A 14,947-nucleotide genomic window follows, 5' to 3' on the forward strand; every position below is an offset into this window, starting at 1 on the left:
CCGAGGATCGGGATGCACCTCCCAGAGTCCTCTTCGAAGCCTGCGAAGTCACGGGTGTCACCGGTTTCTCGTAACCTGCTCGGGTGGACACGGCCAACGCTCAGCTCTCCGGCTCCGGTCGACAGCAGCCGCCGATCGACGTCCGGGTGCGGGGCGCCCGCGAACACAACCTCGTCGACGTCGACGTCGATATCCCGCGCGACGCGCTGGTCGCGTTCACCGGGGTCTCCGGCTCCGGCAAGTCGTCGCTCGCCTTCGGCACGCTGTTCGCCGAATCCCAGCGCCGATATCTCGAGTCCGTCGCTCCCTACGCGCGGCGGCTGATCGATCAGGTCGGCATCCCGGATGTCGACGCGATCGAGGGGATGCCGCCGGCGGTCGCTCTCCAGCAGCAGCGCACCGTGGGCAACGCACGGTCGACGGTCGGCAGTCTGACCACGCTGTCCGACGTCGTGCGCATGCTCTACTCGCGGGCCGGCAACTACCCACCCGATCAGACGATGCTCTACGCGGAGGATTTCTCCCCCAATACCGTGCAGGGCGCCTGCCCGGTCTGCCACGGTATCGGCCGGGTCTACGAGGTGCCCGAGGAGTTGATGGTTCCCGATCCGACGCTGTCGATCCGGGAGGGGGCGATCGCCTCGTGGCCGGGCGCGTTCCAGGGGCACAATCAGCGTCGCACGCTGATCTCGCTCGGCTACGACGTCGACACCCCCTGGCGGGATCTGCCGCAGAAGGACCGCGACTGGATCCTGTACACCGAGGAGCGGCCCACCGTCCCGGTGTTCTCGAATCTCGATCCGGAGCAGACCCGGCGGGCGATCGAGCAGGGCGCCGAACCCGACTATCAGGGCACCTACGTCGGCTCCCGCCGCTACGTTCTGGACACCTTCACCGGTAGCGGCAGCGCCTCCCGCAGGAAGCGGGTGTCCGAGTTCGTCATCAGCGCGATCTGCCCGGCGTGCAAGGGAAATCGCATCAAGCCCGAGGCGCTGTCGGTCACCTTCGAGGGCCTCGACATCGCCCAATTCTCCCAACTGACGGTGCTGCAGTTGACCGAATTGCTCACCGCGGTCCTGGCCGCCGAATGGGTACCGTCCGACATCGGGTCGGCCGTCCTGCCGAGCGCGCAACGCCGCCGGGAGGAGGTGGCGCGGCGGGTACAGGCGGGCGGATCGGCGCATGCCGCCGCTCCCGACGTGCGGCATACCCCGAATATGTCCCCGGAGAAGCGGGCGGCGGCGCAGCGCCTGGCCGCCGAGTTGGTGGATCGGCTGCGGCCGCTGATCGACCTGGGCCTGGGCTACCTGTCGCTCGCACGCAGTACACCGACCCTGTCCTCCGGTGAACTGCAGCGCGCGCGGCTGGCCAATCAGCTGTCCTCGCACCTGTTCGGCGTGGTCTACGTGCTCGACGAACCGTCCGCCGGTCTACATCCGCGGGATCGGGACGCCCTGTTGGGCATGCTGAAGGGACTGCGCGACCGGGGCAACACCGTCTTTGTCGTCGAACACTCCCTCGACATCATCGGGGCGTCCGACTGGTTGGTCGACATCGGACCCGGAGCGGGCGAACAGGGCGGCCGGGTGCTCTACAGCGGGCCGCCGGAGGGATTGGCCGACGTCGAGCAATCGGTCACCCGGCGGTATCTGTTCGGCGCCCGGGCCCCGATCACCCGCACACCGCGCGAGCCCGCGGGTTGGTTGCATCTGAAGGACGTGTACCGCAACAACCTTCGCGGTGTTTCGGTGGGAATCCCGCTCGGCGTCCTCACCGCGGTGACCGGCATCTCCGGCGCCGGCAAGTCGAGCCTGGTCAGCCAGGCACTGCCGACACTGATCGCCGAACACCTCGGCCGGCCGATCCACGGGGTGGTGGTCGAGGACGAGAGCACCGACCTGTTGACCGACGAGGCTCCGCGCCCCACGAACGGTGAGATCACCGGGGACATCGACCATCTGGGCCGGGTGGTGGTGATCGATCAGAAGCCGATCGGCCGCACGCCCCGCTCCAATGTGGCGACCTATACCGGGATGTTCGACCACATCCGCAGCCTCTTTGCCGCGACCCCCGAAGCGCGTCGCCGCCGCTACAACGCGGGCCGCTTCTCCTTCAACGTCGCCTCCGGGCGCTGCCCGACGTGCACCGGCGAGGGCTGGGTGATGGTGGAGTTGCTGTTCCTGCCCAGCGTCTACACCCCCTGCCCGGAATGCCACGGAACACGGTACAAGGCAGAGACATTGGAGGTCACCTGGCGCGACCACTCGATCGCCGACGTCCTGCAGCTCAACGTGGACGAGGCGCACGGCTTCTTCGAGGGCGAGCCGGAGGTGCTGCGCGCGATCGACGCCCTGCGCGACGTGGGCCTGGGCTACCTGCGGCTCGGCCAACCCGCCACCGAACTGTCCGGCGGCGAGGCGCAGCGGGTCAAGCTCGCGACCGAACTGCAGCGCGGCCGCCGCGGCGACACCCTCTACGTCCTCGACGAGCCCACGGCCGGACTGCACCCCGCCGACGCCGACCGACTGCTCGATCATCTGCAGAATCTGGTCGACGCCGGGAACAGTGTCGTGATCGCCGAACTCGATATGCGGGTGGTCGCCCGGGCCGACTGGGTGATCGACCTCGGCCCCGGCGCCGGCGACGACGGCGGCAGCATCGTCGCGACCGGCACCCCCGCCGAGGTGGCGGTCGATACCGACAGCGTCACAGCCGATTACCTGGCACAGGCGTTGGCCGGACGCCCCTAGCGGTTCGGCAGACGGCTACATCGACTGCCGGCATCACCAACCGCCACCCACCATGAGCCCATGAGCCCTCCCCGGTTCCTCGACCGCATCGGATACTCGCGCGACCGTCCCGACGGGGGCTCGCGTCCCTGATCAACGCGGCCGGCACCATCCCCCATCCCCGGCCCCGCGATCCGGCAAGCATCTGGACGTTTCGGATAATCCGATTATGCTGCGATGCGACGCGCGTCACATGAGACGCGGTGTCCAACTCACATCTCATCGCGGGGGGAACGTATGAATGGAGTGGCTCGACATATCAACCGGATCGGGTGGCGGTTCGGCCGACTGGCGCTGCTGATCCTGCTGGCATTGGTCGCGCTGCCGGCGGCCCCGGCAGCCGCCCAACCGACCGGAGCGGCGATCGTCTCCGAACGGGTGAGCTTCGCGTCCGCCGGAACGTCACTGGTCGGATACCTCTTCCGCCCCGCCGGCGCCGCGGGTACCTCCCCCGGTCCGACGATCGTGATGGCCCACGGCCTGGGTCTGACCCAGTCCAGCGGGCTGCGGCCGTATGCCGAACGCTTCGCCGCCGCCGGAGCGCGGGTGCTGACCTTCGACTATCGCGGCTTCGGCGAGAGCGACGGAACGCCACGTCAGTTGATCGATCCGTGGGCCCAACTCGACGATTGGCGAGCCGCGATCGGCTGGGCGCGCGACCAGAGCTGGACGGACACCGATCGGGTGATCCTCTGGGGTAGTTCATTTTCCGGTGGACACGTCCTGGAGCTCGGCGCTCGGGACCCTTCGCCGGCGGCGGTGGTCAGCCAGGTACCGCACGTCAACGGCGCGCTGTCCTCGCTCGCCGCCGACATCCGTTCGGTGCCGGCGCTCGGGCTGACGTCGGCGGCGGATACCGCGGCCGGTGCGGCGGGGCTACCCCGCGTGACGATTCCGCTGGTCGGGCCGCCGGGGTCGGTGGCGCTGATGACCCAGCCCGGCACGATGGAGGGGTATCTCGGCCTGATCGGCAACAATCCGCAGTGGGTCAACGCCGTGCCGGCGTCGATCGTGCTGCAGATGCCGTTCTACAGCCCGGATGTCGTGGCCGCCGCCTCGTCGGTGCCGACCTATATCGGTGTCGCCGCCGACGACGCGGTGACCCCGGCGCCGCCGGCGATCGCGCTGGCCCACCGCATGGGCGCCGACTTGCACGTCTATCCCGGCGGCCACTTCGACGTGTACACCGGGGCACCCTTCGAGCGGGTGATCACCGACCAGTTGGCGTTCCTCGCACCGTTTCTGAACGCCGCGTAGATCGGCATCGGTCAGTGCCGGTCGACCAGGGGCAGGGCGGTACGCCGGGACTCGAGCAGGGACTTGAGGCGATCGAGGTCGTCCTCGACCATGCCGGTATCGCGGTCGAACTCGGCATTGCTCAGTTCGAACTGCCGGATGGTGAAGATGACCTCGGCGCCGTCCGGGTGGGCGATCACCCGAATCGGATTGGTGACCACGGTGCCCGAGGGAAGGATCACGTCGTGGTCGAGGATCCCGAAGTCGTTGCGGGGTACGAAGCGCACCGTCACCGCTCCCATCGGGGAGTCGACGAGCAGGTCGTCGCCGTTCCGGGTGACATCCGTACTGGCCAGGCCGGTCGCCCACAGCGGCAGATTGTCCGGGTCCGCCGCAAATCGGTAGACCGCGTCCGGGGACGCGTCGATCACCCGACTCAGATGGCGGCTGCGCATATTCGCTCCTCGTTCGCGTCGATCCGGAAGACACCAACGATAGTGGCGACGCATCGGCCGTCGGGGCGGCTCCGGAGCGCAGCGGCGCGCTCCGGGCCCCGACCGTCACGCGTCGGCGGACTGACGCTCCACCGCGGAGAGGTTCTTCAGGTCGGCGAATCGGATCACCTGGCCGCCGGCGCCCCAGTTTCCCTCGGGTACCTCGTTGACGAGGGTCCAGATATGGGCGGCGCGCTCCCCCTGCGGATCGATACCCGCGGCGGCGGCAACCAACTGATGGACGTCGCCGACCAGGCCTGCCTTGCGCCGATCGGACAGCGCGCCCGCGGGCACCGTGACGTTGATCCGGAACCGGGGCGCGCCACCCGGGCGGCCACCGACGGCGACGCGCCCCGGCTCGACCTCGTGCAGGTAGACCCAGGTGATCTCCCGGAAAAAGTCGGTATCGGGAGCACCCTCCCAGCGCAGCAGGGTGGTCGCGAGGTCGTCGAGCAGTTGCGCGGCCGCCTCCTCGGACAGGGTTCCGGCGGGGACGTACGCATCGATCAGTGGCATGGGTTCTCCCGGTGTGATGACGGTTGCTATGTACTATGACATAGCTCATATGGGAGCGGTAGGGTCGCAGACGCCCGAGCAGCCGGAGGATTCGATGGCAGGTCCCAGACCGAACACCAAACAGCGGATGACCGATGCCGCGATCCGGCTCCTGCGCGAACGCGGCGCCGCCGGGGTGACCATCGATGCCGTCCTGGACCGCAGCGGCGCACCGCGCGGTTCGCTGTACCACCACTTCCCGGGCGGGCGGGACGAGATTCTGTTGACCGCGGCCCGCCAGTCCGGTGAGGTCATCGACGCCATGCTCGCCGCGACGGTCGAAGCGGGCAGTGTCCGCGAGGTCATGGGCATCGTGTCGGCCTTCTGGCGCCGCCGAGTCGCCGGGGACAACTTCGGCACGAGTTGCCCGATCGTCGCACTGGCCCTCGACAATCGGGCCGACGTACCGGCCGCACGGGAACTGGTCGACGAGATGTTCTCCCGGTGGCATACCCGTCTGGACACGGCACTGCGGGACGAGGGCGTCTCCCCCGAACGCAGCACCCGGCTCGCCACCACGATCGTCGCCGCGGCGGAGGGCGCGATCATCCTGGCGCGCGCCCACAACAGCACCGACCCGCTCGACGACGTGACCGCCATGCTCACCGAACTTCTCGATCACTCCATCGCAAAGGATCGACGATGACCGAACCCCAGTGGCAGAAGACCGCATGCATTCTGTGCGAATGTAATTGCGGACTCGAGGTCCTTCTCGACGACCGGCAGTTGGTCAAGATCCGCGGCGACAAGGCGCATCCGCAGTCGCAGGGCTATACGTGCGAGAAGCCGCTGCGTCTCGACCGCTATCAGAACGGCCCCCATCGCATCACCAGCCCGATGCGGCGCCGTCCGGACGGTACCTACGAGGAGATCGACTGGGAGACCGCCCTCGACGAGATCGCCGCAAAGTTACAGCAGGTCAAGGACACCCACGGTGGCGAGCGGATCTTCTATTACGGTGGCGGCGGTCAGGGCAATCATTTGCAGGGCGCCTACGGGCGTGCGCTGATCGGTGCCCTCGGCGTTCGGTTCATCTCCAACGCACTGGCCCAGGAAAAGACCGGCGAGGCCTGGGTGGACCGGCAGATCCACGGCAATCACACCATCGGCGACTTCGAACATTCCGAGGTCACCGTCTTCATCGGCAAGAATCCCTGGCAGTCACACGGCGTCGCACGGGCGCGGCCCACCCTGCGGGAGATCGCCCGCGATCCCGACCGCCACATGATCGTGATCGATCCGCGCCGTTCCGAGACCGCCGACCTCGCGGATATCCACCTGCAGGTCAAGCCGGGTACCGATGCCTGGTGCATGGCAGCGATCGCCGGAACCCTGGTGCAGGAGAAGCTGTACAACGCGGCATGGCTCGCCGAGCATGCCGTCGACCACGAACGGGTCCTCGAGGCCTTCGCGGCGATCGACATCCCCCGGTGCGCCCGGATCTGTGGGGTGCCGGAGGAATTGCTGCGCGACGCCGGCCGCATGATCGGCACCGCGTCGAGCGTCGCGACCTACGAGGACCTCGGGATTCAACACGCACCCAACAGCACGCTGACCGCGTACCTGGACAAGATGCCGTGGTTGTTGACCGGCAGCTTCGCCAAGCCCGGCGGCCAGCACATCCACTCCTGGCTGTTTCCCCTCGCGGGAGCCTGGCATCCGGTCCCGCGGTCCACTTCCTTACCCGCCGAAGCTATTCGACGGCGCGTGGGCCTGGCTCTGATGCGCTTCGGCGCCGGCCCGCTGCGCAAGGGCTTGGCGGCCGCCGGGCGGACCCGCCTCGGTTCCCGGGCCGGAGAAACGGTGGCCCGGATGGCGATGTCCACCTTCTTCGACCCGGTCGGGGTGGCCACCGCGGCGCCGATCGCGGCGGCCCTGGGGCGCTTCGAGATCGAGGACGCCACCCCGGTGACCGGGGCACGGGTGATCGCTGGGCTGATTCCGGCGACGTCGATCCCCGAGGAGATTCTCACCGATCACCCCGACCGTATGCGCGCACTGTGGATCGACGCGTCCAATCCGGTGCATTCGCTGCCCGGTACAACCCGCTTCGCCGAGGCGATGCGGGCGGTGGACATCTCGGTGGTGGTGGAGGTCGCTATGACCGAGACCGCCCGTCAGGCCGACCACGTACTGCCCGCCGCCTCACAGTTCGAGAAGTACGAGGCGTCACTGTTCACGCTGCACTTCCCGCACAACACTTTCCAGCTGCGCCGCCCGTTGATGGCGCCGCTGCCGGGTACCCGCCAGGAAGTGGACATCTACGTCGCGATCATCGATCGCCTCGGCGTGGTCCCGGACGGGATCGTGGCCGAACTACGTACAGCACTGAATATTTCCCGGCACGCGTTCGCGCTTTCGCTGTTCTCCACCCTCCGCAGCCGACCGGAGTTGGCGGCTCTGACGCCCTATCTGCTGTACCGGACGCTCGGGGCGACCCTCGGTGAGGGCCGCGAGACGGTCGCGCTGGTCTGGGGTCTGGCGCATCTGTCGGCGATCGCGCAACCGGAGGCGGTCGCGCGCGCCGGCTTCACCGGCAGCGGATTCGACCGGGGCGAGGAGCTTTTCGAAGCGATCCTGGCGCACCCGGAGGGGGTCGTCTTCACCGAGGACGCCTACGACGACGCCCGGGGTTATCTGCAGCACCCGGACGGCAAGTTCCACCTGGCGATCCCGGAATTGCTCGACGAACTCGAGCGGGTGCTGGCGCAGGAGCCGGTCTACACCAGCGCCGAGTTCCCTTTCATCCTGTCGGCCGGGGAGCGGCGGGCCTTCACGGCCAACGTCATCATCAGGAATCCCGAATGGCGCCGGCGCGACGCGGAAGGGGCGCTGCGGCTCAGCCCGGCCGACGCGACCCGCCTCGGCGTAGCGACCGGAGACCGGGTGCGCGTCGTAACCGCCGGGGGCGCCGCCGTCACCCCGGTCGAGATCAACGAGATGATGCAGGATGGCCACATCTCCCTGCCGAACGGGCTCGGGGTGATCTACCCCGACGGCGAGCAGGGCGAGAGCGTCGTCGGAGTCGCGTTGAATCAGCTGACCTCCGGTACCCGCCGCGACCGCTTCTTCGGGTCTCCCTGGCACAAGAACGTCCCGGCCCGGATCGAGCCGATCGCCGAACCGGTCTGATCAGCCGGGCGCCCCGCGAGGTCACGATTCGGGCGACGACCGATCACCCTCGACCGTGCGCCCGGCACCGTTTCTCCCCATCCGAGAACACGGAAGAATGTTGGTGATCCGCCCGTACCGAGTTGTCATTCGCCGTTGTTCCCTACCTTTCAACGCCGCTTCGCGTACACAAGACAGAGCGACCGGTGGCCGTTTCACGTCACAGCAGATCGTTACCCGCTCATAATCAAACCGATCGTAGGTTTCGATTAGACTCCTGCTGGTCATCGCGGGAAATCATCCCGGATCGACGCCACTCGATCGACCGAATGACACCCATTCCGCTCCCACCGGCGGGATCGGTGGATCGGTCGGGGGAATCGGGTTGGATTCGCCACATGAATACCGTCGGGGGTGAGCAGGAAGAAGAACGAGCAATGGCGACAGAGCCGACGACAGAATCCGCGGACTCGGCCGCGCGCCCGCGGCTGCCCCTCCCCTACCGGATCCTGCGGATCATCACCGTCGCCGTCGGTGTGCTCTACGCCGCGGCAACTCTGATCTCCGAGATCTTCCCGGACGGGTTCCTCGACACCTTCTACAACGTCGCGATCATCATCACCTCGCTCTTCGCCTGCATTCGCCCGATCCTGATCGCCCGCGATCGCCTCGCCTGGGCCCTGATCGCCGCCGCGATCACCCTGTGGTCGATAGGTGACATCTATTGGACGTCCAGCTTTATCGACGCGGTCGACATCCCCGTTCCCTCGCTCGCCGACGGCTTCTACCTGGCGATGTACCCGCTCGCCTATATCGGCCTGATCCTGTTGGTGCGGTCGGCAACCGGCCGGGTGCCGGCGTCGGTGTGGCTCGACGGCGCGGTCACCGCCCTGGCGGCCGGCGCGATCTTCTCCGCCCTGACCATGAACACGGTGCTGGCGGCCTCGATCGACGACAGCCAGGCCGCCACGCTGACCAACCTGTCGTACCCGATCGGCGATCTGGCGCTGATGGTGATCGTCGTCGCGGTCCTGACGATGGTCCGCTGGCGCCCGGACCCGATGTGGTGGTCCCTCGGCCTGGGAGCGGCGTTCTTCGCCGTCGCCGATACCGGCTACCTGTTCACCGTCGCGCACGAGACGTACGCGGTGGGGTCCTGGATCGACGCGGTGTGGATGCTCGGGCTGACGCTGATGGCCGTCGCGGGCACCCTCGAGCGGCCCGATCGAGCCGATGACGTGCGCGGTCTGGCCGTGCTGCTCGTACCGATCGTCTTCTCCTTCGCAGCGCTGACGGTCCTGATCGTCGGCACCTTCATCGAACTGCACCCGTCGGCGATCGTGCTGGCGGCGGCCTGCCTGGTGACCGTCGCGGTGCGCACCGTACTGACCTTCCAGCAGAGCAAGGCCCTCGCGCGCAGCGAAATCGATGCACGCACCGACCGCGTCAGCGGCCTGGGCAATCGCCGCGTCCTCGACGCCGCGCTCGACCGAATGCTCGCCGACGCCAGCCCGAATCAGCAGGTCGGCGCCACCATCCTGGCGATCGACGACCTCGCCGAACTCAACGGCACACTCGGCTACACCGCCGGTGATCATCTGCTGCACGCCTTCGGGAGTCGGCTCGCGGCCGCGATCGAGCCCCCGGCGGCCTGCGCTCGGCTCGGCGGCGCCGAGTTCGCGGTCATCCATGCCGGCGGAGCCGACATCGCCGAGTTCCGCGAGCGCGCCAAGCAACTGCTCGAAGTGATGGCCCGCCCGTTCCTCATCGACAACACCCCGATCCAGGTGCAGCTGCGCGCCGGTATCGCACTGAGCCCCGGGCACGCCGACACGTCCGAGGAACTGGTCCAATACGCCGCCGAGGCGTTGCACGCGGCCAAGCGGGCCCACTCCTCGGTCGAGGTCTACGACGCGCGCAGCGCCCACACCCGGCTCTACGGGCCGGCGATCGTCGCCGAGTTGAACGCGGCCGACGAGGACGAACTGCTGAAGATCTATCAGCCGCGCTTCGACCTGACCTCCGACCGGGTCAGCGATGTGGCCGTATCGCTGCGCTGGAATCATCCGATCCACGGGATGCTGCCGGCCGAGACGCTCTCGAACATCGCGACCCATGCCGGACTCGCGTCCCGGCTGACCGAGACGGTGCTTCGGTCCGCGCTCGAGCAGTGCTCCCGTTGGCACGCATCGGGTTCCGGTACCGGCGTGACCATCGAGGCCACCCTCGCGGACGTTTTCGACAGTCGGCTGCCGTACGACGTGGCCCGCATGGTCAACGCCTTCGACGTGCCGTCGGCGGCCGCGACGATCCGCATCCCGGAGGAGGTGCTGCTGGTCGATCCGCAGCGGGCGGCGCACGTCCTCGGCCAGTTCCGGGACTTCGGGGTGCGGGTGAGCATCGACCACTTCGGCCGCTCCGCTCCGTCGATCACCCGTCTGCGGGCGCTGCCGATCGACGAGCTCAGCTTCTCACCGGCATTCCTGGAGACCGCGCTGACCGGGGCGCAGGACGCCTCGCTGGTCCGCTCGGTGGTCGACTTCGCTCGCGGACTGGGATTGGCGACCGTCGCAACCGGCGTCGACACCCCGGCGCTGCGCGATATCGTCGCGACCTGCGGGTTCTCCCACGCGCAGGGAAATATGCTCGCCCCGGAGACCGGCCCGGCGGGGCTGGGCCGGTGGCTCTTCGGCACCCGGCCACTGGCGGTCGCCGGCAACTGACGACCCGGTGACATACGGCGGCGCCCGCCCGGTTCATCGACCGGGCGGGCGCCGCTGTTCGGGCATCGTTGTTCGGGGGGCTCAGCCCTCCTTGTTGCCCAGCGCCACCAGAACGCCGGCGAGGGCGAAATACTTGTTGGAACCGAGGTCGCGCACGGTGCTGATATTCAGTGCACTCTTGAGAATCTCATCGTGCTTTTCGGTCAGACCGGACAAAGCAGACGGCGGCGCGTCGAGGATTTCGGCGAGGGTCTTGTCCTCCCACGCCTTGTCCAATCCCTTTGCGAGATCGACCTGTACGGCCATCGGGTACCTCCATGACGTTCACTCGGTCCGATCCCGGTCGGCATCGAATCCGTCAACCAGCATGCTCGTTAATTGCGCTTTGCGCCATTATCTTCGACGAATTTCCCTTTCGCCCGAGTCGTCCGATCACCTCGGTCCGGTTCGGCTCACTCGGCGCGTGACAGCATGACCGAATGACGACAGCGGAGCACACGCATTCCTCCTTCTGGCACTGGGCCCGCAGCCACCCGTCCGCGATCCTGATGTTGACCCAATTGGGAGCTCTGCTGGTCTATCCGTTCCAGGACGACTCGGCCGGCGGGCGGGCGGCGGTGGGGGTCATCGGTATCGCCGCGCTGATCGTCGCGGTCTTCGCCGTGCGCGCGACCGAGGCCTGGACCTGGGTGTCGGTGGTGATCGGCGGGCCCGCGCTGATCCTTACCATCGTCGAGGCGACGGTGCCGACCCTCGAGTCCGTCGCGCTGGCATCGGCCCTGGTGCACGCGGCGTTCTACTTCTACACCGGGTACGCCCTGCTGCGGTACATGTTCCACGACGACGTCGTCACCACCGACGAGGTCTGGGCGACCGGCGCGACCTTCACCGTGGTCGCCTGGGGGTTCGCCTATCTCTACATCGCCGTCCAGATCATCTGGCCCGGATCGTTCACCGCGGCCGTCGATCCGCAGGCGGCTCGTTCCTGGGTCGAGCTGCTGTTCCTGTCGATCACCACCATGACGAGCACCGGACTGTCGGACATCATCCCGGTCCTGCCGCACGCGCGATCGATCGTGATGATCGAGCAGATCGCCGGGATGCTCTACATCGCGCTGGTGATCGCTCGCGTCATGGCGCTGATGAGCAATCGGCGCACCCGCGACCACCGCTGAGCCACAATCCCCTCTTGTCCGGGTCGCCGTGTCCCATATAGATTGGTACCGACGGTTACACGAACCTCGCCCGCATTCGGACGAAGGAGGGGACCCCATGGTCACGTCGAGCACCGGGATCACGCCACGCAGTACCGAGGACTACCACGAGGTCCTCGCCAATCTGTCCGACGGATCGGTCCGTCGACATTTCGATCCGTATCTGGACATCGCCTGGGACGCCCCGGAGATGGCGATCGATCCGCAGGATCCGCGCTGGATCCTCTCCCCCGAGCACGACACCCTCGGCGCGACTCAGTGGTACCGAAATCTACCGGTGGACAAGCAGATCGAGCTGGGGCGCTGGCGCGTCGTCAACGCGATCAAGGTCGGAGCGGCGTTCGAGAGCATCCTGATCCGCGGGATGATGCAGTACATCATGAAACTTCCGAACAACAAGCCGGAGTTTCGCTACAGCCTCCACGAGATGACCGAGGAGTGCAATCACATCCAGATGTTCCAGGAGTTGGTCAACCGGTCGGGTACCGATGCTCCGGGAATGCGGCCCCTCTTCCGGCGACTCTCCCCCTGGATCGGGATCGCCGGCGGATATGCGCACGTCATCCTGTTCATCGGCATCCTCGGCGGCGAGGAACCGATCGACCACTACCAGAAGGCGCTGATCCGCCAGGGCGACAACCTGCCGCCGGCGGTCCTGCGCACCATGGAGATCCATATCGCCGAGGAGGCGCGGCATATCTCCTTCGCCGGGGAATTCCTGCAGCGCCGTTTCGCCCGAATGTCGCCGCGCGGCCGCCGTATATGCGCCTACGCGTTTCCGCTCGCCATGCGCTGGTTGGCGACCGAGATCATGAAGCCGCATCCGAAGATCGTCGAGCGCTTCGATATTCCCGACGACGTGATGCGCGAGGCATTCTGGGATTCCCCGCAGGCCCGGAAAGTGCTGGCCGGCTATTTCGGGGATATGCGCGCTCTGGCGGATTCCGCCGGCTTGTATACCCCCGGCAGCCGCCGGGTCTGGCGGGCACTGCGGGTCGACGGGCCGATGTCGCGATACCGCAGCGAACCGGATCGCACACCCTCACCGACGCCCGGATAGCTCGCCCGTCGGCCCGAGTAGGGCCCGTCGCGGCAGTGCCCGGTGGGCCCTACTCGACGACCGCGACGTCCCAGGCGTGGACCGGCGGAGCCGCCGGGCCGTTGATCAGCGGCAGGCACAGCACGAGCGACTGCTCGCCCGTCCGCACCACCGGACCTGCGGTTTCGTAACGTCCCGAGCCGTCGGTGCTGAAGGTCTCGAGCTTGCCGCAGGTGGCGGTCACCTGGTAGTTGTCGGTCTCGTAGCAGGTCACCGTGGCTCCGAAGTAGAACGACGACGGGCGACAATCGGCAGGCGCGGCCGCGGCGGGCTGGGCCAGCAGGGCGGCGAGACCCGCAGCGGCGATCAACGGCATCGATCCGAGGGCGGCGATTCGTGCAACGCGCATGAGGTGCGGTCCTTCCGGTTCAATCGGCAGTTATCGGGCCTATCGCCCGCGGGCCGCGGATTCGTTACCGCCAATCGGAAGAATTCGCCCGGAACGACCCCGCTACGTATACATGAGTAAATACTGAGAATCGGGCGACAAACCCACCGAATCGACCATCGGACATTCTTACGGTATTTTTTGGACATTCGGCCCGATTCTTATTGACGGCCGCTCCGGTGGCCGGCAGACTTCTGTGGTCTGCAGCCATGCGTCGACACATTGAATCAGGCTCGCCGCCCGATCATTTCCGGGCGGACCACCATCCGCGTGCCCGATTCGACCCGATGCACGGCGCCATCCACACGTCGGCCGGCCTCCGTGTACCCCCGACCCCGGGGGCCGGCCGATTCCCACCTGCCCGTCGCCACACACCCGGTGCCGCACAATTGTTGCGGCACAACGAGATCCGACCCCGTAGCGGACTGATCAGTCCGGATCGGGAGAAGAAGCGTTGGCCCAGAACCGTTTTGGTATGCGCCCCGCACGCGCGGCCAGGCGGCCCGCGCGAACGGCGTCGGCCATCGCCGCCGCCATCAGCTCCGGACGGTCGGCCCGGTTGATCGCCGTCGCCAGGAGCACCGCGGAGCAGCCCAACTCCATCGCCAGGGCGGCGTCGCTGGCGGTACCGACCCCGGCGTCGAGGATCACCGGCACCCGCACCGTCCGCACGATCATCTCGATATTGTGCGGATTGAGGATGCCCAGGCCGGTACCGATCGGCGCGCCCAGTGGCATGACCGCGACACAGCCGATCTGTTCGAGCCGCTCGGCCAGCGACGGGTCGTCGGTCGTATACGGAAACACCGAGAAGCCGTCGTCGACCAATTCCTCCGCCGCCGCGCACAGTTCGATCGGGTCGGGCAGCAGCGTGCGGTCGTTGGCGACCACCTCGAGCTTGATCCAGTTCGTGCCGAGCGCCTCGCGCGCCAACCGTGCGGTCAACACCGCCTCCGCGGCGGTGCGACAGCCGGCGGTATTCGGCAGCGGCGCGATGTCGAGCCGGCGCAGCAGGTCGCCGACACCGGTGCCGGTGGACGGATCGATCCGGCGCATCGCCACGGTGGTCAGTTCGGTACCCGAGGCGATCAGCGATCGCTCCAGTACCGCCAGATTGGCCGCGCCACCGGTGCCCATGATCAACCGGGAACCGAGACTGCGCCCGTCGACGGTGAAGGGATCGTCCCGATCGAGTTCGACCGTGACCGTCGCGCTGCTCATCGCCCACCCACCTCCCTGCACCGGCATTACCCGGATCAGGTTCGTTCGGTCAGGGCCGGCGCGCCCACTCTCAGCCCCGCGTTCCCCGGAGCTCCCGTCGTGTACCAACGTTCCAAG

At 67.7% G+C, this 14,947-nt stretch carries 12 protein-coding genes and 1 riboswitch; of the genes, 7 read left to right on the plus strand and 5 right to left on the minus strand.

Annotated elements, in window-relative coordinates; all coding sequences use genetic code 11:
* Nucleotides 1-83 precede the first annotated feature (83 nt).
* Together MB1_RS00305 and MB1_RS00310 are read left to right on the plus strand one after the other, a co-directional pair.
* The gene (locus MB1_RS00305; RefSeq protein ID WP_066902574.1) at nucleotides 84-2,750 is read left to right on the plus strand and encodes an excinuclease ABC subunit UvrA; all 2,667 of its coding nucleotides are present in this window, start codon (nucleotides 84-86) and stop codon (nucleotides 2,748-2,750) included.
* Nucleotides 2,751-3,035: 285 nt separating this feature from the next.
* Nucleotides 3,036-4,046 carry an alpha/beta hydrolase gene (locus MB1_RS00310; RefSeq protein ID WP_066902576.1) on the plus strand — a complete coding sequence of 337 codons (1,011 nt, stop codon included), beginning with the start codon at nucleotides 3,036-3,038 and terminating at the stop codon, nucleotides 4,044-4,046.
* Nucleotides 4,047-4,057: 11 nt separating this feature from the next.
* On the opposite strand, the gene MB1_RS00315 is transcribed toward MB1_RS00310, so the two are convergent.
* Together MB1_RS00315 and MB1_RS00320 are read right to left on the minus strand one after the other, a co-directional pair.
* Complete coding sequence (locus MB1_RS00315) at nucleotides 4,058-4,480, minus strand: SRPBCC family protein (RefSeq protein ID WP_174531922.1); 423 nt, start codon at nucleotides 4,478-4,480, stop codon at nucleotides 4,058-4,060.
* 105 nt (nucleotides 4,481-4,585) lie between these two features.
* Entirely contained in the window at nucleotides 4,586-5,035 is a 450-nt protein-coding gene (locus tag MB1_RS00320) for a tautomerase family protein (protein WP_066902578.1), read from the minus strand.
* Between the two features lie 94 nt (nucleotides 5,036-5,129).
* Between MB1_RS00320 and MB1_RS00325 the strand changes: the two genes are divergently transcribed.
* The 3 genes from MB1_RS00325 to MB1_RS00335 all read left to right on the plus strand — a co-directional run bounded on the left by MB1_RS00325 (nucleotide 5,130) and on the right by MB1_RS00335 (nucleotide 10,908).
* Nucleotides 5,130-5,720 (plus strand): TetR/AcrR family transcriptional regulator, encoded by a 591-nt coding sequence (locus MB1_RS00325; protein ID WP_245649956.1) that lies wholly within the window; start codon nucleotides 5,130-5,132, stop codon nucleotides 5,718-5,720.
* On the plus strand, nucleotides 5,717-8,206 hold the full coding sequence (locus MB1_RS00330; RefSeq protein ID WP_066902582.1) for a molybdopterin-dependent oxidoreductase: 2,490 nt from the start codon (nucleotides 5,717-5,719) through the stop codon (nucleotides 8,204-8,206). Before MB1_RS00325 ends, MB1_RS00330 begins: the two co-directional genes overlap by 4 nt.
* Before the next feature lie 416 nt (nucleotides 8,207-8,622).
* Nucleotides 8,623-10,908, plus strand: coding sequence for an EAL domain-containing protein (locus tag MB1_RS00335; RefSeq protein ID WP_066902584.1), 2,286 nt, complete (start codon nucleotides 8,623-8,625; stop codon nucleotides 10,906-10,908).
* 81 nt (nucleotides 10,909-10,989) lie between these two features.
* Here the strand turns inward: MB1_RS00335 and MB1_RS00340 are convergent, their stop codons facing one another.
* Nucleotides 10,990-11,214 (minus strand): hypothetical protein, encoded by a 225-nt coding sequence (locus MB1_RS00340; RefSeq protein WP_066902586.1) that lies wholly within the window; start codon nucleotides 11,212-11,214, stop codon nucleotides 10,990-10,992.
* Nucleotides 11,215-11,387: 173 nt separating this feature from the next.
* On the opposite strand from MB1_RS00340, the gene MB1_RS00345 reads away from it, so the two are divergent.
* Together MB1_RS00345 and MB1_RS00350 are read left to right on the plus strand one after the other, a co-directional pair.
* A complete protein-coding gene (locus MB1_RS00345; protein ID WP_066902588.1) occupies nucleotides 11,388-12,083 on the plus strand; it encodes an ion channel in 696 nt (231 codons plus the stop codon).
* A gap of 97 nt (nucleotides 12,084-12,180) precedes the next feature.
* On the plus strand, nucleotides 12,181-13,182 hold the full coding sequence (locus MB1_RS00350; protein ID WP_066902590.1) for an AurF N-oxygenase family protein: 1,002 nt from the start codon (nucleotides 12,181-12,183) through the stop codon (nucleotides 13,180-13,182).
* A gap of 49 nt (nucleotides 13,183-13,231) precedes the next feature.
* Here MB1_RS00350 and MB1_RS00355 read toward each other — a convergent pair whose 3' ends face one another.
* Entirely contained in the window at nucleotides 13,232-13,570 is a 339-nt protein-coding gene (locus MB1_RS00355; protein ID WP_066902592.1) for a hypothetical protein, read from the minus strand.
* 468 nt (nucleotides 13,571-14,038) lie between these two features.
* The gene (locus tag MB1_RS00360) at nucleotides 14,039-14,830 is read right to left on the minus strand and encodes a thiazole synthase (RefSeq protein WP_066902594.1); all 792 of its coding nucleotides are present in this window, start codon (nucleotides 14,828-14,830) and stop codon (nucleotides 14,039-14,041) included.
* Nucleotides 14,826-14,938: riboswitch (TPP riboswitch) on the minus strand. It overlaps the preceding gene by 5 nt.
* Nucleotides 14,939-14,947 lie beyond the last annotated feature (9 nt).

The organism is Millisia brevis NBRC 105863 (assembly GCF_001552615.1).
GTDB lineage: Bacteria > Actinomycetota > Actinomycetes > Mycobacteriales > Mycobacteriaceae > Millisia > Millisia brevis.